At 55.7% G+C, this 24,033-nt stretch carries 19 protein-coding genes and 1 tRNA gene; 10 read left to right on the plus strand and 10 right to left on the minus strand.

What is annotated here, in order from left to right:
- The first annotated feature begins 167 nt into the window (after nucleotides 1–167).
- Nucleotides 168–950: a DeoR/GlpR family DNA-binding transcription regulator gene (locus tag L881_RS0103050; RefSeq protein ID WP_025732247.1), complete on the plus strand. Its 783-nt coding sequence runs from the start codon at nucleotides 168–170 to the stop codon at nucleotides 948–950.
- Nucleotides 951–1,110: 160 nt separating this feature from the next.
- Here the strand turns inward: L881_RS0103050 and L881_RS0103055 are convergent, their stop codons facing one another.
- The 8 genes from L881_RS0103055 to L881_RS0103090 form a co-directional block, all read right to left on the minus strand.
- Nucleotides 1,111–2,067, minus strand: a complete 957-nt coding sequence (locus L881_RS0103055) for a D-ribose ABC transporter substrate-binding protein (protein ID WP_211238878.1) — start codon at nucleotides 2,065–2,067, stop codon at nucleotides 1,111–1,113.
- Between the two features lie 46 nt (nucleotides 2,068–2,113).
- On the minus strand, nucleotides 2,114–3,235 hold the full coding sequence (locus L881_RS0103060; protein WP_025732249.1) for an ABC transporter permease: 1,122 nt from the start codon (nucleotides 3,233–3,235) through the stop codon (nucleotides 2,114–2,116).
- 37 nt (nucleotides 3,236–3,272) lie between these two features.
- Nucleotides 3,273–4,814: a sugar ABC transporter ATP-binding protein gene (locus L881_RS0103065; protein ID WP_025732250.1), complete on the minus strand. Its 1,542-nt coding sequence runs from the start codon at nucleotides 4,812–4,814 to the stop codon at nucleotides 3,273–3,275.
- The gene (locus tag L881_RS0103070; protein WP_084055377.1) at nucleotides 4,811–5,452 is read right to left on the minus strand and encodes a DUF2291 family protein; all 642 of its coding nucleotides are present in this window, start codon (nucleotides 5,450–5,452) and stop codon (nucleotides 4,811–4,813) included. The genes L881_RS0103065 and L881_RS0103070 overlap by 4 nt, the downstream gene beginning before the upstream one ends.
- 54 nt (nucleotides 5,453–5,506) lie before the next feature.
- Nucleotides 5,507–6,613, minus strand: a complete 1,107-nt coding sequence (locus L881_RS0103075) for an MDR/zinc-dependent alcohol dehydrogenase-like family protein (protein WP_025732252.1) — start codon at nucleotides 6,611–6,613, stop codon at nucleotides 5,507–5,509.
- A 512-nt stretch (nucleotides 6,614–7,125) separates the two neighbouring features.
- Nucleotides 7,126–8,418, minus strand: a complete 1,293-nt coding sequence (eno, locus tag L881_RS0103080; RefSeq protein WP_025732253.1) for a phosphopyruvate hydratase — start codon at nucleotides 8,416–8,418, stop codon at nucleotides 7,126–7,128.
- A gap of 107 nt (nucleotides 8,419–8,525) precedes the next feature.
- Entirely contained in the window at nucleotides 8,526–9,374 is an 849-nt protein-coding gene (gene kdsA, locus L881_RS0103085; RefSeq protein ID WP_025732254.1) for a 3-deoxy-8-phosphooctulonate synthase, read from the minus strand.
- Nucleotides 9,371–11,035, minus strand: coding sequence for a CTP synthase (locus L881_RS0103090; protein ID WP_025732255.1), 1,665 nt, complete (start codon nucleotides 11,033–11,035; stop codon nucleotides 9,371–9,373). The genes kdsA and L881_RS0103090 overlap by 4 nt, the downstream gene beginning before the upstream one ends.
- Before the next feature lie 451 nt (nucleotides 11,036–11,486).
- On the opposite strand from L881_RS0103090, the gene L881_RS0103095 reads away from it, so the two are divergent.
- From L881_RS0103095 to betT, 6 genes are all read left to right on the plus strand, one after another.
- Nucleotides 11,487–12,407: a 2-hydroxyacid dehydrogenase gene (locus tag L881_RS0103095; RefSeq protein ID WP_025732256.1), complete on the plus strand. Its 921-nt coding sequence runs from the start codon at nucleotides 11,487–11,489 to the stop codon at nucleotides 12,405–12,407.
- A gap of 52 nt (nucleotides 12,408–12,459) precedes the next feature.
- A complete protein-coding gene (locus tag L881_RS0103100) occupies nucleotides 12,460–13,407 on the plus strand; it encodes a 2-hydroxyacid dehydrogenase (RefSeq protein WP_025732258.1) in 948 nt (315 codons plus the stop codon).
- Nucleotides 13,408–13,651: 244 nt separating this feature from the next.
- Nucleotides 13,652–14,557, plus strand: coding sequence for a LysO family transporter (locus tag L881_RS0103110; protein WP_025732259.1), 906 nt, complete (start codon nucleotides 13,652–13,654; stop codon nucleotides 14,555–14,557).
- Nucleotides 14,558–14,658: 101 nt separating this feature from the next.
- Nucleotides 14,659–16,098 (plus strand): ATP-binding protein, encoded by a 1,440-nt coding sequence (locus tag L881_RS0103115; RefSeq protein ID WP_025732260.1) that lies wholly within the window; start codon nucleotides 14,659–14,661, stop codon nucleotides 16,096–16,098.
- On the plus strand, nucleotides 16,095–16,784 hold the full coding sequence (locus L881_RS0103120; RefSeq protein ID WP_025732261.1) for a response regulator: 690 nt from the start codon (nucleotides 16,095–16,097) through the stop codon (nucleotides 16,782–16,784). The genes L881_RS0103115 and L881_RS0103120 overlap by 4 nt, the downstream gene beginning before the upstream one ends.
- 496 nt (nucleotides 16,785–17,280) lie before the next feature.
- Nucleotides 17,281–19,335, plus strand: coding sequence for a choline BCCT transporter BetT (betT, locus tag L881_RS0103125; protein ID WP_025732262.1), 2,055 nt, complete (start codon nucleotides 17,281–17,283; stop codon nucleotides 19,333–19,335).
- 99 nt (nucleotides 19,336–19,434) lie between these two features.
- Here the strand turns inward: betT and L881_RS0103130 are convergent, their stop codons facing one another.
- Both L881_RS0103130 and L881_RS0103140 read right to left on the minus strand, forming a co-directional pair.
- Nucleotides 19,435–20,604 (minus strand): alpha-hydroxy acid oxidase, encoded by a 1,170-nt coding sequence (locus L881_RS0103130; protein WP_025732263.1) that lies wholly within the window; start codon nucleotides 20,602–20,604, stop codon nucleotides 19,435–19,437.
- A 480-nt stretch (nucleotides 20,605–21,084) separates the two neighbouring features.
- Nucleotides 21,085–21,171, minus strand: a tRNA-Leu gene (locus tag L881_RS0103140).
- Nucleotides 21,172–21,337: 166 nt separating this feature from the next.
- Between L881_RS0103140 and queA the strand changes: the two genes are divergently transcribed.
- The 3 genes from queA to yajC all read left to right on the plus strand — a co-directional run bounded on the left by queA (nucleotide 21,338) and on the right by yajC (nucleotide 24,032).
- On the plus strand, nucleotides 21,338–22,417 hold the full coding sequence (gene queA, locus L881_RS0103145; protein WP_025732264.1) for a tRNA preQ1(34) S-adenosylmethionine ribosyltransferase-isomerase QueA: 1,080 nt from the start codon (nucleotides 21,338–21,340) through the stop codon (nucleotides 22,415–22,417).
- 29 nt (nucleotides 22,418–22,446) lie between these two features.
- Nucleotides 22,447–23,577, plus strand: coding sequence for a tRNA guanosine(34) transglycosylase Tgt (gene tgt / locus L881_RS0103150; RefSeq protein WP_211238886.1), 1,131 nt, complete (start codon nucleotides 22,447–22,449; stop codon nucleotides 23,575–23,577).
- 116 nt (nucleotides 23,578–23,693) lie between these two features.
- Nucleotides 23,694–24,032, plus strand: coding sequence for a preprotein translocase subunit YajC (gene yajC, locus L881_RS0103155; RefSeq protein ID WP_025732266.1), 339 nt, complete (start codon nucleotides 23,694–23,696; stop codon nucleotides 24,030–24,032).
- Nucleotide 24,033: the final 1 nt, after the last annotated feature.

Here is a 24,033-nt window from a genome sequence, read left to right on the forward strand (position 1 = left end):
CCCATTGCGAATACCCGCTATCGTGTTGGAAACGTTTTAACGTTATAGTGATATAAATTCCTACTAGACCTTCGAAGGACACTTAGCAACAAAGCTATTTTTTACATTAATATCATCTGGTTACTTAAAAAAAGCGATGAAAAAATATAACACCAAGGTGTTTTAATATGAAAAAAGCGTCGAAAGCAAACAGTGCTGCCGAACGTCAGCAGGAGATACTCACTCATTTAATAGAGGTAGGATCATCTTCCCTTGATGATCTTGCCCACAGGTTCGATGTCAGCCTGATGACGGTCCACCGGGATCTAACCACGCTGTCACTACAAGGGATGGTCGTGAAGCACCATGGAAGCGTGAGCATCCACTCTTCCAATGTTTTTGAGAGCAATTTTGAATTCCGGTCGTTACTTGCGGTAGAGGAAAAAAAGCGACTGGCGGCAGTAGGCGCACAGGAAGTGCATTCCGGCGAATCCGTTCTGCTGGATGACTCAACAACAGCCTCCTTTCTTGCACCGCTATTGGCAGACCTCGAACCACTCACGGTTATTACCAATGGGCTTAGCAGTATCGAGCAGCTGAAGACACTGCCAGGTATTCGCTTGATTACCCTGGGAGGCGAATATTATCCCAAGTTCAATGCCTCCTTTGGTTTGCTATGCGAACAAACGATCCAAAACCTGAAGGTTGATATCGCGATTCTGTCTGCCTCTGCTGTGGATGGTATCGAAGCCTATGTACAGGACCCGGCGGTGACCCAGATAAAAAGAGCCATGCTCAATGCGGCCAGGCGTACCGTCTTGCTGGTTCATAGTGGAAAATTTGGCAAGACAGCTCTACATCGGCTCGCCAGTCTCACCGACTTCGATCTGGTATTGATTGATCACGGATTATCGCCAGAGCATCAGCGATTGCTTGAGGAGGCGGGGGTAAACTTCAGACAGGTGGAGTAATACGAAAGAAGACACCACGGAAGCAGTGATTGCCACCACTTTTTAATCACCTCCAAGGCATGCCCCCACTCTCTTGAACGAGTGATTCAAGACAAAACCGCCGTGGTCTCTATTCCACAGCGGTTTGCATTTTCCTTACGGTTTTACTGAATGATTAAAATTATTCTTTCATTTCAAACGGGCCAACATAGTTCTTGACGTTTTCCGGGGTAATCAGAGAGCAATCATAGAGATGCTTTTCACCTTCAACGCCTGTCTCGCCAGTAGTGACATACTTGTCAGCCATGGTGACAGCGTCCTTGGTAAACCTGGCAACTGGTTGCAGCACGGTATAAGGTAACTCACCGTTCTTGATCGCCTTGACTGCATCAGGAGAGCCATCGAATGAGCCGACCACAATATTCTTGAGCTTGCCCGCCTGCTTCAGCGCTGCAATAGCACCCATGGCCATGTCGTCATTGCCGCTTAGCACCCCCTGAATATCAGGATGGGCCTGAAGCATGCTTTGGGTCTTGTTATAACCTTGGGTGCGATCCCAGCTGGCGATGTCAGAAGCTACCAGTTTCATATCCGGATACTGGCTGAGTACGGTCTGATAACCATTCGAACGGGTAGCCGCATTGTTATCAGACGGTGGCCCCTTGAGCTCAATATAGCTACCTTTCTCCCCCATTTTCTCTACCCAGTATTGAGCACCGAGTGCTGCACCCTGGGCATTATTGGAAACCAGCTGTGCTTTAGCCAAACCTTGCTGGTTGATCTCGGCATTGACGATAAATACCGGAATATTAGCCGCTACCGCCTTGCGTACAGCACCGATGGAGCCATTGACATTAGCTGGATCAAGAATGATCGCTTTTACTTTATTGGTAATGGCAGTATCTATCTGCTGGCTCTCAGAGTTGGTATCCCCCTTGTGTGAAGTAAGATCAACCTTGTAGCCCAGCTCTTGAGCGGCCTTCTTGGCAATCTGTCCTTCTGCATACCAATAGGGGTTGGCGGGATCATTGACAATAACGGCCATGGTTCCCTTATCTTGAGCAGCCATTGCACTGCCTGCTATCAGCGCTGTAGCAGCAAACCCCACAGCCAGCGCACGTTTAAAGATATTTCCCATGATGAACATCCTCCATGCTTAATATTAGGAATTCGCACCGACTACTTCAGGAGACTACAGCCGATTTGGAATTCCGATTGCCTGTCACTGCATCAACCACACCACCTGGCTTTGAGGAGGGAGGTATTGCTGTACTACGCTTCTTGCGTCCGCGGTACTGCACGCTGTTGAGCAGCACGGCAAGGATGATCACGCCACCGGTGAAGACCATCTGCCAGTAGGCTGATACACCAATGATAACCAGACCGTCAGAAAGAAAACCGATAACAAAGGCCCCCAGCAGTGTGCCGCCAACAGAGCCACGACCACCCGATAGGGCCGCTCCGCCGATAACCACTGCTGCGATAGCGATCATTTCATAGGTTGTGCCTGCGGTCGGGCCTGCCGAGGTAAGCTGTGATGAGAGCACCAGTCCTGCAATGGCTGCGCATACACCAGACAGCAGATAGACCGACACCTGCACTCGTTTTACCGGCACTCCGGATAGTTCAGCGGCACGGGCATTACAACCAATGGCATACACCCAACGGCCATAGGGGGTGCGTCGCAGCAGCAGCATGCCAATCACCGCGACAGCAATAAGTACCCATACACTGACAGGCACGCCTAACAGACCGTTGAAACCGAGCCAGTCAAAGCCGGTATTTCCCAGTTCCGGGTCACCTTCCAGAGTATTAAAGGTGAGGCCATTGGTCATCAGCATGGCAGCACCACGAGCCACATAGAGCATGCCCAAAGTGGCGACAAAGGCAGGCACCCGGAAATAGGCAATCAATACGCCGTTGATACCACCAACCACGGCACCGAGCATTGCGGTGAGGATTACCACTGCCCAGACCGGTGGATACAGAGTGACGCCAAAGGCGTGAATACCCACTCCCTGCATCAGAAAGCCGGCAATAACCCCTGAAAGGCCCAGGGTGGAGCCAACCGAAAGATCAATCCCCCCAGTCAGGATGACCAATAGCATGCCAAGGGCCAATAAACCGTAGATGGCCACATGAGATGACATGGTGAGGAAGTTGTTGGTAGAGAAATACACCGGCGACAGGGTCGAGAAGATGATGATAATGGCGATCAAGGCAAAAAAGGCGCGTCCGTTGAACAGCATTCGCAGGAGGTCGAAATTGCCATGCGGGCGTGTCGATGCCGAAGTTGACTGAGTCATGGTTGAAGTACTCCTCAAAGCCATAAGGCTATGTCGTTCATGCGGCAACACTTTCACCTGAGGCTGCCATGATTTCTTCCTTGGTCACATCTGCCCCAAATTCAGCCTTGATGCGCCCCTTGCTCAAGACCACTACTCGGTGAGCAATGCTCAGGCATTCGCCGACCTCAGAGGTGGAAAAGAGTACTGCCAGTCCCTTTTGTGCTGCGCCTTGAGCCAGCAGCCTGAATACTTCTGCCTTGGCACCGATATCTATGCCACGGCTGGGCTCGTCAAGCAGTACGACCCTGGGCTGAGTTGCCAGCATCTTGCCGATCACTACCTTCTGCTGGTTGCCCCCCGAGAGAGAACCGATCTCGGCATGGGCGCCCCCCGCCTTGATACGAACCTGACCAATAGCGTTATCAATCACTTCGGTTTCGCGCGGACGGGAAGTCAGCAGCCAACGGGTGAAGTCCTTGATGCTGGCCAGCGACAGGTTTTGCCCAACGGATTGCGTTTGTACCAGGCCGTCGCGCTGCCGATCCTCTGGTACAAGCACAAGGCCCTGTTCAATGCGCTCGCTGATAGTCAGACGGGAAATATCCTTGCCCCCAAGCAGTACTTTTCCATCATCAGCGGGCAATCGTCCCGCTACACATTCCAGCAGCTCCGTACGCCCTGCCCCCATCAATCCATAAAGGCAGACGATCTCGCCTGCACGTACTTGCAGGGAAAGATGGTCGACGAGGAAACGACCAGCCACTTTGGCGTCGGCTACGCTCAGGTTCTCAATATTCAACGCGACTGCGCCGAATTCATGGTCAACAGGAGGCGAGCCAAGATCGAACCCTTCCCCTACCATGTTGCGCACAATCCACTCCAGATCTATATCGGCGCGCTTGGCATAGGCGGTCATCAGGCCATCACGTAGCACTACCGCATGGTCAGTGACCTCCAATGCTTCTTCCAAATGGTGGGAGATATAGACGATCGAGACTCCTTGGCGCTTGAGACGTGCAATAACATCAAAGAGCACGCCCACTTCAGTCGCGGAGAGTGCGGAGGTAGGCTCATCCATGATCAGAATGCGCGACTCAACGGATAGCGCGCGGGCAATCTCGATAATCTGCTGCTGCCCCAAACGTAAATCTTCCACCATATCCAGCGGGTCAATGGAGCCGTCCAGATCGGCCAGCAGTTTCTGAGCCTGACGCGCCTCTTCGGCATAATTGATACCCGAGGCTCCCTTGATTTCACGTCCCATGAAAATGTTGTCACGCACATTCATGTTGGGGGCGAGGCTAAGCTCCTGGTGGATGATCGAGATGCCCATCCGCTGGGCATCCACGGATGAAGAGAAGCTCACGGGCTCTCCGTTAAGCGTGATCTCTCCGGATGTGGGCTGAATGACGCCAGAAAGAATCTTCATCAGCGTCGATTTACCAGCTCCATTCTCTCCGAACAGCGTGGTGACCTGACCGCGATGAATGTCAAAGTTAACGGTCTTGAGGGCATGGACGTTGCCAAAGGATTTAGCGACATCCTTCGCTGACAGGACAATTTCGTCTGTGGGCGCGTGCTGGGTTAATTCGCTCATTGCACACTCATCCTTACCGGTGTTACCAGCCAGTTATTCGGGTTGATCAGCTTGAATACCCCAGTGATTTCAACCGTCTTGCCCGTGAGGTTGGCGGTATCCACCTTGTCCAGTATTTCCGCCTTCATGGCCTGGTTCAGTGAGGCGCCAGCATTCTGATAGTCGATCTGGTTAGTGAATTGGCTAAACTGGATCTTGCCGGTGGCATCACGCAGGTCGGTGCCATTGATGGCTGGCCCTGTCTGCACACGTATTTTGATCTGGTCCGGCATGTCCTGGGCTTTTATCGTATAGATACCGGAGCGGACATCTTCTGCAGTCCCAACAAAATGAACCGGGATCACCGGAGCGAAATCGCCCACTCCGTATTGCTTACCGGCAGCCGTGGAGTCAGTCAGTACAGCCTTGGCAAGTTCGGGAGCCTCAACGGCACGTTGCTCCACATCCTGAGCGATACCGGGAAACTCTGTGGTTCCGAAACTTTCTACGGCAGCTTGTGAAGGATCTTCCCCATCCTTGACGACTTTTGTATCCAGCGCGATGGCGCCGAGTACCACCACGGCACAGGCACCGATTATCCAGCGCGCGCGCCCTTTTCTGGGCGCTTTTATAGTGGATGGAGCTACTGTCATGTTCATCGCGATGAATCTCCTGCGACACCAGTGGATACGAGGTAGTAGTAACGGGGTGAATCAGGGGATCAGTACAATCTTGAGTGAGTTGGCCCCGCTTTGCATGAGATCGAACCCTTCCTGGAATTTCTCCAAAGGCAGCTTGTGGGTGACTACACCGTCAGTCGGAAAGTCGCCGTTGCGGATACCTTCGATCACCAGCGGATAGCAGTAAGGGCCAAGGTGAGAGCCGAGTAGATCCAGCTCTTTGCGGTCGGAGATGATGCTCCAGTCCACGCTCACCGGGTCCTTGAACACACTGAATTCGACAAAGCGGCCAAGCTTGCGAATCATCGCTAGACCTTGCTCTACCGAAGCAGGATGCCCAGTCGCCTCGATATAGGTATCGCACCCATAACCGTCGGTCATCTCCTTGATGATCGAGACCACGTCATCACGCTTGGGGTTGAATGTCAGATCGGCGCCAAACTCTTTCGCCAGTTTCAGACGATCATCAAACAGGTCGAGGACGATCAGCTTTTCGGCGCCGGCTTTTTTCGCTGCACCGACCATCCCGAGGCCAAGCGTACCGGCGCCCGAAAGCACCACCACATCACCCAACTGGATCTGAGCACGCTGGACGGCGTGCAGGGAGCAGGCATAAGGCTCAATCAGGATGGCCTTTTCCAACGGCAGATCTTCCGGCACATGGTAATTGATCGCTTCCTTGGTGAACTTCATGTACTCGGCCATACCGCCATTAACATTATTCTGGAAGCCATAAAGATCATGTTTTTCACACATCCAGTACTGCCCATGATTGCAGAAACGGCAGTTCCAGCAGGGAACAATCTGCTCCGAGATTACCCGTTCGCCGATCTGGAAACCTTCTACTTTGGCACCGACCTTGACTACGCGAGCAATGAATTCATGACCGGGGATCATCGGAGCCTTGATATAGGAGGGTTGTTTATCATCTCCCCAAAAGCTGGGGGCGCCTCCATAGGCTTTTAGGTCACCAGCACAGATGCCGCAGCCTTCGACCTTGACCAGAATTTCCTGATCGGTTATCTCAGGAACGGCCACTTCTTCAAGGCGGTAATCTCCTGGGGCATAGGCAACTACCGCCTTCATGGTTTTAGGAATCTGAGTGGATTCTGTCTGGGTGGCTGTGGCTGGGCCGGACATGATGGCTTCCCCCTTGGCAGGTAGTCATAAAACCAGTGAACAAAACACATGATCGTGCATTGCTCATATGTTTATATACATAAACCTGTCAGAGGCAATGACATTTTAATAATACTTTAGGAGATCGCCTTGCTATTCGATTGAATTTTATAGATTTAAATCATAAAAAAATAATTTCTTAACCTTAAAAATACCCTAAAAACTTTTCATAAAAAATAGAGGGCACACAAAAATGCCTAATCACTCCTAATGAAAGGGCTATGCTTTGGTTTATTAACCGTTGGTCGATACAGACAAGTAATATCAATAATAATGACCATTTATTATGTGATAAGCATGCTAACTTTACTTATCTGTACATGATTCTGGAGAGAGATAAGGCAAGAGTACATCATCATGCTATGGGTGCATTTGATCACTTGATGAACAAAACGATGGCTCGGTTCGCTATAAAACAAAAACGGCCACCCTATCGAGGGTGGCCGTTTTACGTGCGACGGTGAGTGTCGGGCTTACTGGCCTTTCACTTCCTTGATGCCGCGGTACGGTGCTTTTTCACCGAGCTGGTTTTCAATGACCAGAAGACGGTTGTACTTGGCAACGCGGTCACTGCGCGACAGTGAGCCGGTTTTGATCTGGCCGGCGCTGGTGCCCACCGCGAGGTCAGCGATGGTGGTATCTTCGGTTTCGCCGCTGCGGTGCGAGATAATCGTGGTGTAGCCCGCATCGTGAGCCATTTTGATCGCATCCAGAGTTTCGCTCAGCGAACCGATCTGGTTGAACTTGATCAGAATGGAGTTACCAATGCCCTTCTCGATGCCTTCCTTGAGAATGCGGGTATTGGTGACGAACAGGTCATCACCGACCAGCTGGATTTTGCTGCCAAGACGATCAGTCAGCACCTTCCAGCCGTCCCAATCGCCTTCATCAAGACCATCTTCGATGGAAACCACCGGATACTCTTCGGTCAGGTTGGCGAGGTATTCAACAAAGCCAGCCGCGTCGAACGATTTGTTTTCGCCCGCCAGCACATACTTGCCATCCTTGTAGAACTCGGAGGCTGCACAGTCGAGTGCGAGGGTGATGTCGCTGCCCAGGGTATAGCCTGCATCAGCCACCGCCTGTTTGATATCGCTCAGCGCCTCTGCGTTGGAACCCAGGTTCGGTGCGAAGCCGCCTTCATCCCCTACTGCTGTGCCCAGCCCTTTGCCTGACAGCACTTTTTTCAGCGCGTGGAAGATTTCAGCGCCGGCACGCAGACCTTCAGCGAAGCTTTTCGCACCCGCTGGCTGGATCATGAATTCCTGAATATCAACGTTGTTGTCGGCGTGCTCACCACCGTTAAGGATGTTCATCATCGGCAGCGGCATCGCGTACTGACCCGGCTGACCGTAAAGCTCGGCGATGTATTCATACAGCTCGACACCCTTGTCGATAGCGGTCACTTTGGCCGCTGCGAGGGAGACGGCAAGAATAGCGTTCGCGCCAAGGGTTTCCTTGTTGTCGGTGCCATCAAGCTTGAGCATCGCGTCATCAAGACCACGCTGATCCGCAGCGTCGAAACCTGTCAGCGCTTCCTTGATCGGGCCATTGACCGCGGCAACCGCCTTGGTCACCCCTTTGCCCAGATAGCGCGACTTGTCGCCATCACGCAGTTCGAGCGCTTCGCGTGATCCGGTCGATGCTCCGCTGGGAGCATACGCATTGGCCTTGATGCCACCTTCGATCTCAACTTCTGCATAGACAGTGGGGTTACCACGCGAGTCGAGGACTTCAAGGCCACGAATATCAACGATTTTAGCCATTATTGCGCATCCTTTTGGGGTGTGACGCCGCCGGAGCGGCATGGAAGAAAATAACGTTATCCAACAACATACCAAAAAAAACGCCTCAAAGTGAGGCGCTTCTATATTTACTCCACATTCAGTGCAGGAAATCCTTTAATCAGGCGATCCAGCTCATGAATCTGGCGCAGGAAAGGCTCAAGCTTGTTCAGCGGCAGAGCGCTAGGGCCATCACACTTGGCGTTATCAGGATCAGGGTGCGCTTCAAGGAACAAGCCACCAATGCCCACACTGACGCCAGCGCGTGCCAGCTCGGCAACCTGCTGCCGACGCCCACCAGCGCTATCACTGCGCCCGCCGGGCCGCTGCAACGAGTGGGTCACGTCGAACAGCACCGGCAGGCCGGTTTCCTTCATCTCGGCCATGCCCAGCATATCCACGACCAATGTGTTGTAACCGAAGCTCGAACCGCGCTCGCACAGTAGCACGTTATCGTTGCCCGCTTCGTGACACTTTTGGATGATATGACGCATTTCGTGCGGCGCGACAAACTGCGGTTTCTTGACGTTGATCACCGCGCCGGTAGCTGCCATTGCCAGCACCAGATCGGTCTGACGTGCCAGAAACGCCGGAAGCTGGATAACGTCACACACCTCTGCCGCTGGCGCTGCCTGCCACGGTTCGTGAACGTCAGTGATCAGCGGCACCTGATAGCGCGACTTGATCTCGGCCAGAATTTCCAGCCCCTTCTCAAGACCCGGTCCGCGGAAGGAGTTGATGGAGCTACGGTTGGCCTTGTCAAAGCTCGCCTTGAACACATAGGGCATCCCGAGCTGATCGGTCACTTCCTTATAGGCAGCGGCGGTTTCCATCGCCAGCTCGCGCGACTCAAGCACGTTCATACCGGCAAACAGGGTGATGGGCAGCTCATTGCCCACCTTCAGCCCTGCGATATCAATCACCCGCTGCTCGCTCATGACTTCGGCTCCTGAGGGGCGGAAGCACGCGCCTGACGGGTGGCGCGCTGCTCAAGCGCCGCGTTGACAAAACCGGTGAAGAGCGGATGCCCATCGCGCGGCGTCGAGGTAAATTCAGGGTGGAACTGACAAGCCACGTACCACGGATGGTCCTTGAGCTCGATCATTTCGACCAGAGAGTTGTCCACACTGCGTCCCGAGAAGATCAGCCCTGCCTTTTCAAGGTCGGCCACAAATTGATCGTTGATTTCATAACGGTGGCGATGGCGCTCAACGATCTCGGCACTGCCGTAGATAGCGCGCGCTTTGGAGCCTTCAGCCAGATGGCAGGTTTGTGCGCCCAGACGCATGGTGCCACCCAGATCAGACTGTTCGGTGCGCTCCTCGATTTTGCCTTCGGGCGTGATCCATTCGGTAATCAGGCCCACTACCGGATGCTTGGTATCGAAGGTCCACTCGGTCGAGGCGGCGTCTTCCCAGCCTGCGACGTGACGCGCATACTCTACAACCGCCACCTGCATGCCAAGGCAGATACCCAGATAGGGCACCTTGTTTTCACGCGCCCAGTGCGCCGTGGCGATTTTGCCTTCGATACCGCGCGAGCCAAAGCCGCCAGGCACCAGAATCGCGTCCTTGCCTTCCAGACGCTCAACGCCAACACGCTCGATCTCTTCTGAATCCACGTATTCGATATTGACCTTGACCCGCGTCTGAATCCCCGCGTGAATCAGGGCTTCGTTAAGCGATTTATAGGCATCGAGCAGATCCATGTACTTGCCGACCATCGCGATGTTGATGGTCTTGAGCGGATTCAGCTTGGCATCCAGCACATGAACCCACTCGCTCAGATCAGCAGGAGCCGCCTCAAGGCGCAGCTTGTCGCAGACAATCTCGTCGAGGCCCTTCTCGTGCAGCATCAGCGGAATACGATAGATGGTATCGGCGTCGAGCAGAGGAATAACTGCGCGCTGTTCAACGTTGGTGAAGAGCGCGATTTTCTTGCATTCCGCTTCTTCAATATCCACTTCGCTGCGGCACAGCAGGATATCCGGCTGAATACCGATGGAGCGCAGCTCCTTCACGCTGTGCTGGGTCGGCTTGGTTTTGGTTTCACCAGCGGTCTTGATATAGGGCACCAGCGTCAGGTGCATGAAGATCGCCTGGCTTGCACCCAGCTCGGCACGCATCTGACGGATCGCTTCAAGGAACGGCAGCGACTCGATATCCCCTACGGTGCCGCCAATTTCGACCAGCGCCACGTCGTAGCCTTCACCGCCTTCCACCACACGACGCTTGATCTCGTCGGTGATATGCGGAATCACCTGCACGGTGCCGCCCAGGTAATCGCCGCGGCGCTCCTTGCGCAGTACGTGCTCGTAAACACGACCGGTGGTGAAGTTGTTGCGCTGAGTCACCCGCGAACGAATGAAACGCTCATAGTGGCCCAAATCTAGATCAGTCTCGGCACCATCTTCGGTAACAAAAACTTCACCGTGCTGGAAGGGGCTCATGGTGCCCGGGTCCACATTGATGTAGGGGTCCAGCTTGAGGATAGTCACCTTGAGACCGCGCGCTTCAAGAATGGCCGCCAGTGAGGCAGCGGCAATGCCCTTGCCCAGAGAGGAAACCACACCACCGGTGACAAAGATGTATCGCGTCATGAAAAACCCATCGTTTGGGCCCTGAGTCGTGAACCGTCTGACTTCCGCAACACAAAAGGTTGCTGCTACAGACGTTGTGCGAGCGCAGGGAAATTGGTAAAGGAGCGCTTTTAAAGCCAGTTAGAAGAGGATCGGATCAACCGACCCGACAGCGCGAGGTATCAAAAGCGAACGCCTGAGAGCTGGCGTTGGCTCGCGCCTTGGATGGGACATCAGAATACCAGAAGGCCCGGTGTGACTCAATTTTCTAACGCAGCAATTGGGCCAGAAAAGCCACTTTCCCGCTGCCCTCTTGTCGGCATGGCGCTCCCGCTGAGTCGCCCAGCCCCCACTTAAAAGTGCCGCACGTCTTGATCTTTCTCGTTCGGACAACGAAGGTACTCTGACTAGCGTGCTGAAAGATCGCAACGCCTCCCTTGTTCGCCCTTCTGACAACATTAAAAGGCTGCTTATGCGCATTATTGTTCACCACCCGCTCGCTGCGAAACTGCAAGCGCTGCTGAGCGCCATGCTGCCCCATGCGGAAGTCGTTACCAGCGACGAGATGCCCGCTTCCAGAGCGGATTATCTGGCGGTGTTCAACCCTCCAAAGGCGCTGCTGGAAGCACAGGACGCATCACTAAAGGGCATTATCAATGTCGCGGCGGGCGTCGATGCGCTGCTCAATAACCCTTCGCTGCCGCCGAACGTGCCGATTACCAAGCTGCGCGATGCGGGCATGGCTTCGCTGATGCTCGATTACAGCCTGTATGCGCTGCTGCACTTCTCGCGCGATTTCGATCGCTACGCAGAGCAGGCACGCGAGCGGCGCTGGAAACTACGCTTCCCGCAGCCACGCAGCCAATGGCCGGTAGGGGTGTTAGGGCTGGGGGCCATTGGTGCTCAGGTGGCAGAAGGGCTGGCGCGCCACGGCTATCAGGTTAACGGCTATAGCCGCAGCGCCAAAACCCTGGAGGGCGTCACCACCTTTCACGGCGAAGAGGGGCTACAAGAAGTGCTGCAACGCAGCCGTACCATTATCAATATTCTTCCCGCCACGCCAGCCACATCGGGCATTCTCAACCGCACCACTCTCTCCCAGATGCCCGAAGGCGGTGTAGTCATCAACCCAGGGCGCGGTAATGCCATCATGCTCGATGATCTGGTGGAATTGCTCGATAGCGGCCATTTGCGCGGTGCAGCGCTGGATGTTTTCCCCCATGAACCGCTGCCCCCTGAATCGCCGCTATGGCAACATCCGCAGATTCTGATTACACCGCATTCGGCGGCGCCGACCATGATGGAAGATGCGGCTGCTCAAATTGCCGATTACATTGAGCGCTGGGAGAACGGCGAAGCCATTCCCAGCGTTGATCGAGACGCGGGCTATTGAAGCCACGCCACCTTCACTCATCACAGCTCCTTCGACGGGATTCATCTGAATCATGCGCCACTCCATACTGCTGAGATATGCCGCTCCACAACCGCTGGTCAGCGCCCTCGCTCGTGACTACCACCTGCTCGGCCCGCTTACTGAGATGGCCCCGACGGTTCTGCCTGAAGGGAGCTCTCAAGCGCGGGTCATGGTCACCAAGGGCGGCCTACCGATCGACAAGACGCTGCTCGACCAGCTACCGGCGCTGGAATTCATTCAGTGCTACGGCACCGGTTATGATCTGATTGATTTGCAGGAAGCGGCTGTGCGCGGCATTCGCATTGCCAATGCGGGCGACGCCAATGCACCGGCAGTAGCCGAGTTCGCCACTGCGATGATGCTGAGCGGTGTGCGCAACCTCGCGGGCTACGATCAACTGGTGCGCTCAGGGCAGTGGAGCGACGCCAACCGAGGCGCGCTACCGCTAAGCCTTGGGCTGGCCGGGCGGCGTATCGGTATCTACGGCCTCGGAGCAATTGGCAGCCGCGTGGCGCAGCATGCTGAAGCGCTGGCGATGGAAGTAGGCTACACCGGCAGACGTGAACGCCCCGATTCGCCTTATCATTGGTGCGATAACATTGAGGCATTGGCGACGTGGGCCGATGTCTTGATGATCACGGTGCGCGCCGGGGCCAGCAATCGTCACGCTATTAATCGCCGTGTGCTGCAAGCGCTTGGGCCAACGGGCTATCTGGTCAATGTTTCCCGCGGTTATGTGGTGGATGAAGAAGCGCTGGTCGACGCCTTGGCGCACGATGAGCTTGCGGGGGCTGGACTCGACGTTTTCGAACATGAACCCTGGGTGCCCGAGGCATTACGCAACGACGCCCGTGTGCTGATGACGCCTCATGTAGCCCCCCATACCGAGTTTGCCCAGCAGCGTATGCGTAACCGTACCCTGACCAATGTACGCGCCTTCTTCGAGGGGCAGTCGCTGGAGTGCGAGATCACGCGTTGAAGGCCGACTGGCTACTGCCCGCAGAGGCTTTTATAGCGCGCTGCATGATGCGCCATTGCTGCTCTTCTTTATCTGAATCTGATGAATGAAATAGAACGTGGCGCACGCGCATCACCTCCAGAGAGAATAGGAGAAAATGGCGCGCGCCATGCGCCGCTCCCCCCACCACCTTTCTGACAGCGCCAGCCCTACGCCTGCTACCTTATAAAAGGTTACACTAGGCGTTTTGCATTGAATTCCGACCATGACCCTCGATTTGCTTTTACTGCTGCTACCGCTGGTAGCGGGCTATCTGATTCCTTCCCTTGGCAAGAAGCTCGAACGTACCCTCGAACGAACCACCAATGCCCTGATATACGCCATTTTGCTGCTGATGGGCGCCAGCATGACCGATTTCGGCATTGATCTTACGGATGCTGGCACCCTGCTGGTGAAGGTCGGCGTATTTGCGGTGATTGCACTGCTGCTCAATATTGTGGCGCTGCGCTGGGTGGAGCATCGTCATCTGACTACCGCCGAGCGCCCTGTCAGCGAAGGAAGTGCCACTTTCGACGCGCTGAAAGGGGCGCTCATACCGCTGATTGCAGTGACGGCAGGGGTGATCGTGGCGCTGCTGATCCCTGCGCTGGGAGCGCTTTCACACCATGGCATTTCGCTGGCGCTCTATCTGATGCTGCTTCTGATAGGCCATCAGCTACGCGCTTCCGGCATTAGCCTGCGCCAGGTCTTGCTCAATACTACTGGCGTCAAGCTGGCGGGAGCGGTCATCGTTGCATCGCTGCTTGCCGCCTTGATCGCGGCACCGCTGATCGGACTTCCCCTCATGTCGAGCCTGGCGCTCGCTTCAGGGTTTGGCTGGTATTCGCTTTCGGCTGTGCTGCTCAATGATCAGATCAGCCCCGTCATGGGCGCGATGGCGCTGCTTAACGATCTGTTCAGGGAAGTGGTCGCTATTATGCTGCTGCCGATGCTGAGCCGGCGTCATCCGGGCACCGCCGTCGGCTACTGCGGCGGCACCGCCATGGATATGACGTTGCCGATAATCTCCCGCTACGCAGGGGTTGCGTATGTGCCGATAGCGCTATCGTCCGGGGCCTTGCTGTCGCTGGCGTCTCCGCCATTGATGGCGCTGTTTGCTTCGCTGGCCTGATGCGCTCAAGCCTTGCACAATCATTGCGCTAACCTGCGCCCTATTTGCTATACACTGCATTTTCCGACTCCCCCAACGACCGCCGGAATACGCCCATCCCCATGCTGAACCGCCTGAGTATCAAACTGTTCTTCACCATTTTATTGGTCAACGTGCTGATTAGTGCGGTGATCTATCTGTCGGTGTCCCGCAGTATTGACAATGGCTTTCTCAACTACGTAAAGCACGGTCAGAAGCACCAGATCGGCAATATCGTACAAACGCTGGAAGAGAACTGGCGCGAGCATCAAAGCTGGGAGTGGCTGAATGAGCATGGTAGCTGGGCGCAGGTACTGCGCGACTCGATCGGCGGACGCCACGGCAACATCTTTGATGTTTCCTCCCCTCCCGACAGCAGCACGCCTTTTATTCCGCCGCTCTCCGATCCGCGTCAGTTTGTGCTGTTTGATGCCCATGGCAAGCGTGTGCAGGGGCGTCCCAATCCGCCCAAGGATCTGCTGCGTGAACCTATCGTGGTCGATGGTCACGAGGTAGGCGAGCTTGGCTACTGGTCACCGGATCGCTTCTCATCCACGCTGGATGTGATCTTCCTTGATAACCAGATGGACAATCTGGCGATTATTCTGCTGGCGCTGCTGCCCGCATCCCTGCTGCTGGCCGCAGGCATTGCCCTGTGGCTGGGGCGCCGTGCTCGCCTGATGGCAATGGCTACCCAGTCGCTGACCATGGGCGATTTCCGCGTGCGCTTGCCTACCGGCGCCCAGGACGAGCTATCGCGCTTCTCCAGCGATATCAATACCCTGGCCCGCACTCTGGAACATAACCGCGTCGCCCGCCAGCGCTGGGGGGCCGACATCGCGCATGAGCTGCGCACGCCGCTGGCTATTCTGCGTGGCGAGCTGGAAGCGATGCAGGATGGCGTGCGCCCCCTGACACCGAGCAATATTGGCTCGCTGTCGCGCGAAGTCGAAGTGCTTAGCCGGCTGGTGGATGATTTACGGCTGCTGGCCGAAACCGACAACCGGCAGATCGACGCGCAGCTTGAAGAGCTGAATCTCAGCGAAATGCTGGCCCGACAGATCGAGGATCGTCGTGGAGCCGCCGACAACCTCGGCTTCACCCTTGAAGCGGAGATCACCGACGGTGTGCTTATCGAGGGAGCGCCATACCGACTGCATCAGCTTTGGCGTAACCTGCTGGACAACTCCATCGCCTATACCGATGCTCCCGGCACGATCAAGGTCACGCTGACCCGTAACAAGCAGCATGCTGTTATCGTGTGGGAAGATTCATCGCCGGGTGTTCCTGATAAATACCTGGGACGCTTGACCGAACGCCTGTTCCGCGTCGATGCTTCCAGAAATCGTCAGAGTGGTGGCAGCGGTCTTGGTCTGGCGATTGTTCAAGCGCTGGTCGCCATGCACAAAGGCACCATGCAAGCGCAGTCATCCAGCCTGGGCGGGCTGCGCTGGGTCATTCACATTCCGCTGCTGCGCCAACAGGTGGCATCGGCAGCATCCAAGAAGAAGGACGTCAGGTGAGCGATATTCTTATTGTTGAAGACGAGCCTAAAATTGCCGAGCTTGTCGCGGATTATCTGAAGATCAACAACTATTCGACGCACCACATCGCCCATGGCGATGAAGTTTTGCCGTGGGTCGCCGAGCATCCGGAAGTTAAAGTGGTGCTCCTCGATGTGATGCTGCCGGGCAAGGATGGCCTTGAGCTGTGCAGGGAGCTGCGCCGCCTTTATGAGCCGATGGGCATTATCATGCTGACTGCCCGCGTCGAAGAGATAGATCGCCTGCTGGGGCTCGAAATTGGCGCTGATGATTATATCTGCAAGCCTTTCAGTCCGCGTGAAGTCGTGGCGCGCTGCAAAGCGCTGATGCGCCGCGTATCGCTGGCCGCAGAAGATGAAGCCGTCAGTGATGACGACAATGCTCTGGTGCTTGATGGCGATGGCTGGCGCGCGCTGGCAGGCGGCAAGGATATCGGCCTGACCGCGATCGAATTCCAGCTCCTGAGCGTAATGATGAGCACCCCGGGGCGTATCTACTCGCGCGATCAGTTGATGGAGCAGATGTACCGTGATCATCGCATCGTCTCGGAGCGCACCGTTGACAGCCACATCAAGAAGCTGCGCAAGAAGATCGCCGATACCTGGCCGGATAAGGAGATCATTCACTCGGTCTATGGCGTCGGCTACAAGTACATGCCGGAATAACTGCTGACACTTGCTGCATCATTGCGCTCACCTTTCCCGCCATGATGCAGCGTGGCTCAGCGCTTTTTGCGTCACGCCTCCCGCCTTCAACAGACATTGCCCTCTGGTGCCCAGCGGCCTGACGGCCCGCATTCAGAGGCTTCTTTAATGTTAGCTCCATAAACCCTCCCTGTGGCAGTGGCTGACGTACCCTCCCCTCTCCATGTTAGCCTAGCGCTCACTTTGCAAATACGGCGACTGGCCCTAGCGCTAAACCTGTTTGCATGGTTAGCTAATACGCTTGCAGCACCGGCGACCGCATTGCCCTTCGATTGAGCCTTGCACGGCACTCGACTGGCTTACCCGTTTTATACATGGATCGCCGACCTGCCACGCGCACAGCCCTCGTAACGGTCGCTCGCTGGAAGGCTGCCGGATCTATCTGCCCATACGCACAGGCAGTGGGGGTCTGGCTGCCGAGAGCGGCGGTTTCCTATCACTCACCGACAAACAGCCTATGAGTAATCACTCCGACACAAATATAGAAACGAAAGACGGGCTTAATCCGATCGTCTTTTTCAGTTCCGCCACGGTGATTGTGGCGCTCGCCATTTGGTCACTGACCGCCCCCGCTAACGCAGCTTACGTAATCCAGTCGATTCTGGGCTGGATATCCGAAGGCTTCGGCTGGTACTACTTCCTGGCCGCTGCCATCTACGTTGTGTTTGTTATCTTCATCGCCTGCTCACGCTACGGCGACATCAAGCTGGGGCCAGAGCAATCCAAGCCCGAATACAGCATGTTCACCTGGGCCTCGATGCTGTTTGCCGCAGGACTTGGTGCTGACCTGATTTTCTTCTCGGTAGCCGAACCTCTCACCCAGTACCTTCAACCGCCACAAGCCACGCCTGAGAGCATGACTGCCGCTCGTGAGGCCGTAGTATGGCCACTGTTCCATTACGGCATTACCGGCTGGTCCATGTATGCACTGATGGGCATGGCGCTGGCCTACTTCAGCTTCCGCTACCATTTGCCTCTCAGTATCCGTTCAGCACTGTTTCCGCTGATCGGCAAGCGCATTTATGGCCCCATCGGCCACACCGTTGATACGGCAGCCCTGCTGGGCGCCATTTTCGGTATTGCCACCTCGCTGGGGATTACCGTAGTGCAGCTTAACTACGGCCTGAACTTCCTGTTCGGTGTTCAGGAAGGCATCGGCCCTCAGGCTGTGCTGGTGGCCATTTCTGTCGTTATTGCCACCATTTCGGTAGTATCAGGCGTTGGGCGCGGTATTCGTCGTCTTTCCGAGCTGAATGTGCTGCTGTCGGTGCTGCTGTTCGTCTTCGTGCTGTGCGCTGGCGACACGGTCTTCCTGCTGAATGCAGTGGTGCAGAATATCGGCGATTACGTTGGCAGCTTCATCACCATGTCGATGGATACCATGGCCTATAACCGTCCGGTGGAGTGGCAGAACGCCTGGACGCTGTTCTTCTGGTCCTGGTGGATTGCCTGGGCACCTTTTGTCGGCCTCTTTTTGGCGCGTATCTCGCGCGGCAGAACCATCCGCCAGTTTGTGCTGGGCACGCTGATCATTCCGCTGATCTTCACCCTGATGTGGCTCTCGATGTTCGGGAACGGTGCCCTGTATGAAGTGATGCACGGCAATCAGGCACTGGGCGAGATCGCCTTGAATCATCCTGAGCGCGCCTTCTATGCGCTGCTTCAGCAGTACCCCTGGGTGACCTTCTCTGCTGGCCTGACCACTCTGACCGCGCTGCTGTTCTACGTGACGTCGGCGGACTCAGGCGCGCTGGTACTGGCCAACTTCTCTTCCCATCTGAAAGACCCCGAGAGCGACGCCCCCAATTGGCTGCGTATCTTCTGGTCGGCGGCGATTGGCCTTCTGACCATCGCCATGCTGTTTGTGGGAGGCATCAGCACCCTGCAAAGCGCCACCATGATCTTTGGGCTGCCGTTCTCGTTCGTGATGTTCCTCATCATGTGGGGACTTTATAAATCGCTCAAGGTGGAAACCTTCCGCAAGAACAGCTTGCAGGGAAGTCTGCCCGGCCAGCTTTCAGGCCGTCTGGAAGGCGAGAAGAACATCGCGAAAACGTGGCGTCAGCGTATTTCGCGCTCGATGAGCTACCCCGGCAAGCGCCAGACACTGAGGGCCATCGAGACGATTTATCGCCCTGCACTGCGTGAAGTGACGGATGAGCTTGAGAAACAGGGCGCTATTCTGACCCTCAATGAAGAGATATCAGAGGAGTCAGGTCTGCCGCAGCTGAACCTGCATGTGGCGCTGGGTGAAGAGCAGAACTTCGACTACTCGCTGTGGCCAACGCGCTATGCCTCACCTGCCTTTGCGATCAACGGCAAGCGCGCCGATGACTACTACTTCCGTATGGAGGTCTATCTGCTGGAAGGTACTCAGGGCTACGACCTGATGGGGTACAGCAAGGAGCAGGTAATCAACGACGTGCTCGACCAGTACGAGCGCCACCTGCACTTCCTGCATTTGAACCGTGAAGCGCCAGGCAGCAACCCGCAAGTGCCCGATACCGAATAGGCACTAAACCCACTGCGGTTTGCTTAACGCCAAAACGCCCGAAGCAACAGTGTTGTTTCGGGCGTTTCTCTTTATATGCAGCTTATATTCAGGCCATGTTCAGCGCTGCTCGTCGTTCACTGTGGGATAACTGCCTGGCCGCAGAATGCTGGTATCCACATCAGCAATGTTGCGCAGCCCACAGAACGCCAGGGTGATATCCAGCTCATTGCGAATCAGCTCAATACATTTGCTGACGCCTTCTTCTCCCATCGCGCCCAATCCATACAGGAACGGGCGTCCAATAAAGGCTCCCTTCGCTCCCAGTGCCAGCGAGCGCAGCACGTCCTGCCCCGAGCGGATACCGCCGTCGATATAAAGCTCGGCCCGATTCCCGACCTGTTGTGCAATCGCCGGGAAAGCATCAATGGAGGCCACCGCGCCATCCAACTGGCGCCCGCCGTGGTTTGAAACCACAATGGCATCGGCTCCCGCATTGACTGCTTCTTCAGCATCTTCGGGTTCAAGGATTCCCTTGATAATCAGCGGCCCGCCCCAGCGCTCCTTGATCCACTTCACATCATCCCACGACAGCGACGGATCGAATTGCGACGCCGTCCATTTGGAGAGCGAGGTGAGATCCGTGGAGTCCTTGATGTGCCCGGCGATATTGCCAAAGGTGCGGTGTTTGGTTTTCGACATCGCCAGACACCAGCGCCATTTGGTCAGCATGTCGGCGATAACCCGCGCCGACAGTTTGGGCGGCACCGATAGGCCGTTTTTCAGATCAGCATGACGCTGCCCCAGTATTTGCAGATCGGCAGTCAACACCAGTGCAGAGCACCCGACCGCTTTGGCGCGATCAATCAGGTTATTGATGAACTCGCGATCCCGCATCACATAAAGCTGGAACCAGAACGGTGACGATACCGCCGCCGCCACCTCTTCCAGCGAGCAGATGCTCATGGTCGATAGCGTATAAGGAACACCCGCCTTTTCGGCCGCTCGCGCTGCCAGAATTTCACCGTCAGCATGCTGCATGCCGGTCAGCCCTGTAGGGGCCAGCGCCAACGGCATCGACGCCTGCTGCCCCATCAAGGTGGTGGACAACTGACGACCGGCCATATCCACCATCACGCGCTGCCGGAACTTGATGCGCTCGAACGCCTGCTGGTTATCACGGTAGGTACTCTCGCTCCACGCCCCTGAATCGACATAGTCGTAAAACATCTTTGGCACGCGCCGCTTTGCCAATACGCGCAGGTCTTCGATACAGGTGATGGTGGACATGACAGCCTCTTGCTGGAAAGGATAATATCCCACCAGATTACCTTAATATTGGGTTTCGTGGGGTTAAAAGCGCTTCCTCCCCATGAAAATAGCCCACCGGCCGGTTTTGGTTAGCGGCGGTGACTACTTATATGGGTGGATACATCAGCCGCCAAAAACAAAACAGCGTCGGCTCAGCAGCCATAAGAGCGTTAAGAGAGATGGAGTCTGGCTAGATGCTGGTCAAGAAAGAGGAAGGAGCCTGCAAAAAGGAACTGAACATTCGTCAGGAATCATGCTGAATCAGCAGGGAGAATACTTAATATGGTGGGAATTCCTAAGCCATTCGAGCTTGTCTATTACAAGTCGATATATCCATCTATTAAGGAAAAGGCTTATAAGGAAAGGCTGGAGGCTGTTCAGAAAGCTCTTTTGAGCCTATGCAGCAACCAAATGGCAACCAGAAAGGATGTGTAACTTACAGTACAGGGCTATAAGCCTTGGTACCAGCGGTCGGACTCGAACCGACACGGTGTCGCCACCGGGGGATTTTGAATCCCCTGCGTCTACCAATTTCGCCACGCTGGCTCGCTGAGAGCGGCTGCCATTATACGACGGATCCTTTTCACGTCAATGACTTCCTGCCACGAATTGTCTATCATAGCGCCCCCACAGGATGCGCTGCTGTTTGTCGGCGGTGTATCACGCTGGCCGCATACTCCAGGCGGTTCATTTTCCCGATACCAGTACAGCCATGCATCTTTCAGATTTTCATTTCGAGCTGCCTTCGCGGCTGATCGCCAACTATCCGTCGGAGTCGCGTACCGACTGCCGTCTCCTCAGCCTGAACGGTGATAGCGGCGAGATTAAACATCAGCGCTTCGCCGAGTTGCTCGACAAACTCGATGAAGGCGACGTGATGGTATTCAACGATACCCGCGTGGTTCCTGCGCGTCTGTTCGGCCAGAAAGCCAGCGGTGGCCGTGTCGAAATGCTGCTGGAGCGTCCGCTGGATGAACACCGTGCTTTGGTGCATCTGCGTTCAAGCAAGGCGCCCAAGGCCGGCACCGAGCTGATTTTCGAAGGCGATATTCATGCCGAGGTCGAAGGTCGTGATGATGCGCTGTTCATTTTGCGCTTCGCGGGCGATACCCCGCTATTCGATCTGCTCGAAGCTCACGGGCATATGCCGCTCCCTCCTTATATAGAGCGCGCCGATGAAGACGATGATCGCGAGCGCTATCAAACCGTCTATGCGCGTCATAAGGGGGCCGTAGCTGCCCCCACGGCGGGGCTTCACTTCGATGACGAACTGATGGCGCGTATCCGCGAGAAAGGCGTGCATATCAGCTTCGTAACGCTGCATGTGGGCGCGGGTACTTTCTTGCCCGTTCGCGTGGACAACGTCGAAGAGCACAAGATGCACAAGGAGTGGCTTGAGGTGGGCGAGCAGTGCTGCGCCACCATCAAGGCGGCTCAGGCGCGTGGCAACAAGATTGTTGCCGTGGGCACCACCAGTGTGCGCTGTCTTGAAACTGCGGCACGTAGTGGTGACATCGCGCCCTATCAGGGCGATACCGAGATATTCATTCGCCCAGGCTACCAATGGCAGTGCGTCGATGCTCTGGTGACCAATTTCCACCTGCCGGAATCCACGCTCTTGATGCTGGTCTGCTCCTTCGCGGGGTTCGATCATACCATTACCGCCTACCAGCAGGCCGTGGAGCACGAATACGCCTTCTTTAGCTATGGTGATGCCATGTATCTGGAGCGCCGCCATCTTTCCGATCCTTGGCTGGCGCGTACCCACGCGGCTTCCTCTACTTCCGAATGATTGAGCCCCTCATGCGAGACGAATGTTTCATGCGCTTCGAGCGCACTCACAGCGACGGTCGTGCGCGCCGCGGTCGCCTCGAATTTCCCCGTGGTCACGTCGAAACCCCCGCCTTCATGCCGGTGGGCACCTACGGTACGGTCAAGGGCATGACACCCCGTGATCTGAAGGATATTGGCGCTCACATCATTCTCGGCAATACCTTTCATCTATGGCTGCGTCCTGGCACCGAGGTGATTGAAGCCCACGGCGATCTTCACGATTTTGCACAATGGGATCGTCCGATTCTGACCGATTCGGGCGGTTTTCAGGTGTTTTCCCTTGGCGAAATGCGCAAGATCACCGAAGAAGGCGTACATTTTCGCTCGCCTATCGACGGTTCGAAGATCTTCATGGGGCCGGAAGAGTCGATGGCAGTACAGCGTTCGCTCGGCTCGGACATCGTGATGATCTTCGATGAGTGCACGCCCTACCCCGCTACCCATGAGCAGGCGGAGCAGTCGATGGAGCTGTCGCTGCGCTGGGCCAAACGCTCGAAGGAGGCCCATGGCGACTCTCCTTCTGCGCTGTTTGGCATTATTCAGGGTGGCATGTACCGCGACCTGCGCGAGCGCTCATTGGCAGGGCTCAGCGAGATCGGCTTCGATGGTCTGGCGATTGGCGGCCTCTCGGTAGGTGAACCCAAGGACGAGATGTTCAAGGTGCTCGACTATCTGCCCGAGCTGATGCCTGCCGACAAGCCGCGTTATCTGATGGGCGTTGGCAAGCCGGAAGATCTGGTGGAAGGCGTAAGGCGCGGCGTGGATATGTTCGACTGCGTGATGCCGACCCGCAATGCACGCAATGGCCACCTCTTCACCATGGATGGGGTGGTACGCATCCGTAATGCCTCGCACCGCTTCTCAACTGCCCCGCTGGAAGAAGAGTGCGATTGCTACACCTGCCGCAACTTCAGCCGTGGTTATTTGCACCATTTGGACCGTTGTGGAGAAATGCTGGGCGCGGAGCTGAATACCATTCATAATCTGCGCCACTATCAGCGCCTGATGAGCGGTTTGCGGAGCGCCATTGAAGCGGGTAAATTGAGCGCTTTCGTGGATACCTTTTACGCGCGACGCGGCCAGTCAACGCCGGCGCTGAGCACTCCTGAGCGCAGTTGATTCAGGGCTTCAGTGAGCTTTCACGCACACACTCAAAGGATCAGGCAGCGCCAATCGCTTTCACGGCAGCCTGGCTTGCGATAACGATTACGACCCTTACCTTTAAAGGAAACACCATGCTCAACTTCTTCGTCTCACAAGCACAGGCGCAGGCCGCAGGCGGCGGTGCAGCTACCGGTGGTTCAACAGCGACCATTATCATGCTGGTCGCCTTCGTGCTGATTTTCTATTTTCTGCTGTGGCGTCCGCAGTCGAAACGCGCCAAGGCACAGCGTCAAATGCTGTCGCAGCTGAATAAAGGCGATGAAGTCGTGATTGGTGGCGGTATTGCAGGTCGTATCGTCAAGGTAGGCGACGAATTCCTGACCCTTCAGATCAGTGAAGGTACCGACATCGTGGTCCAGAAAGGTGCGGTCTCCTCTGTACTGCCTAAAAACACTCTGAAATCAATCTAAG

It is taken from the genome of Carnimonas nigrificans ATCC BAA-78, from assembly GCF_000526695.1.
Classification (GTDB): Bacteria; Pseudomonadota; Gammaproteobacteria; order Pseudomonadales; family Halomonadaceae; genus Carnimonas; species Carnimonas nigrificans.